The organism is Dickeya sp. CFBP 2040 (assembly GCF_012273755.1).
Taxonomy (GTDB): Bacteria; Pseudomonadota; Gammaproteobacteria; order Enterobacterales; family Enterobacteriaceae; genus Dickeya; species Dickeya poaceiphila.
In genome coordinates, this window is the sequence record NZ_JAAVXH010000106.1 from 1 (window position 1) to 1051 (window position 1051).

At 55.9% G+C, this 1051-nt stretch carries 1 protein-coding gene; it reads left to right on the forward strand.

What is annotated here, in order from left to right; genetic code table 11:
- On the forward strand, nt 1-1051 hold a 1051-nt coding region (tuf, locus tag Dpoa2040_RS16640; protein WP_168641968.1), incomplete at both ends, for an elongation factor Tu.

Genomic DNA, 1051 nt, shown 5'->3' on the forward strand with positions numbered 1-1051 from the left:
GTACAAAACCGCACGTTAACGTCGGTACTATCGGCCACGTTGACCATGGTAAAACAACGCTGACCGCCGCCATCACTACCGTTCTGGCAAAAACCTACGGTGGTCAGGCTCGTGCATTCGACCAGATCGACAACGCGCCGGAAGAAAAAGCGCGTGGTATTACCATCAACACCTCTCACGTTGAATACGATACCCCGACCCGTCACTACGCGCACGTTGACTGCCCAGGGCACGCCGACTACGTGAAAAACATGATCACCGGTGCTGCCCAGATGGACGGCGCGATCCTGGTCGTTGCAGCGACTGACGGCCCGATGCCGCAGACCCGTGAGCACATCCTGCTGGGTCGTCAGGTAGGCGTTCCGTACATCATCGTGTTCCTGAACAAATGCGACATGGTTGATGACGAAGAGCTGCTGGAACTGGTTGAGATGGAAGTGCGTGAGCTGCTGTCTCAGTACGACTTCCCGGGCGATGACACGCCGGTAATCCGCGGTTCTGCGCTGAAAGCGCTGGAAGGCGATGCCGAGTGGGAAGCGAAAATCATCGAACTGGCTGAAGCGCTGGACAGCTACATTCCGGAACCGGAGCGTGCGATTGACAAGCCGTTCCTGCTGCCGATCGAAGACGTATTCTCCATCTCCGGCCGTGGTACTGTAGTAACCGGTCGTGTAGAGCGCGGCATCATCAAAGTGGGTGAAGAAGTGGAAATCGTGGGTATCAAAGACACCGCGAAAACCACCTGCACCGGCGTTGAAATGTTCCGTAAACTGCTGGACGAAGGCCGTGCGGGCGAGAACGTGGGTGTTCTGCTGCGTGGTACCAAACGTGATGAGGTAGAGCGTGGTCAGGTACTGGCTAAACCGGGCTCAATCAAGCCGCATACTCAGTTCGAATCTGAAGTGTACATTCTGAGCAAAGATGAAGGTGGCCGTCACACGCCGTTCTTCAAAGGCTACCGTCCGCAGTTCTACTTCCGTACCACTGACGTGACTGGCACCATCGAACTGCCGGAAGGCGTTGAAATGGTTATGCCTGGCGACAACATCAA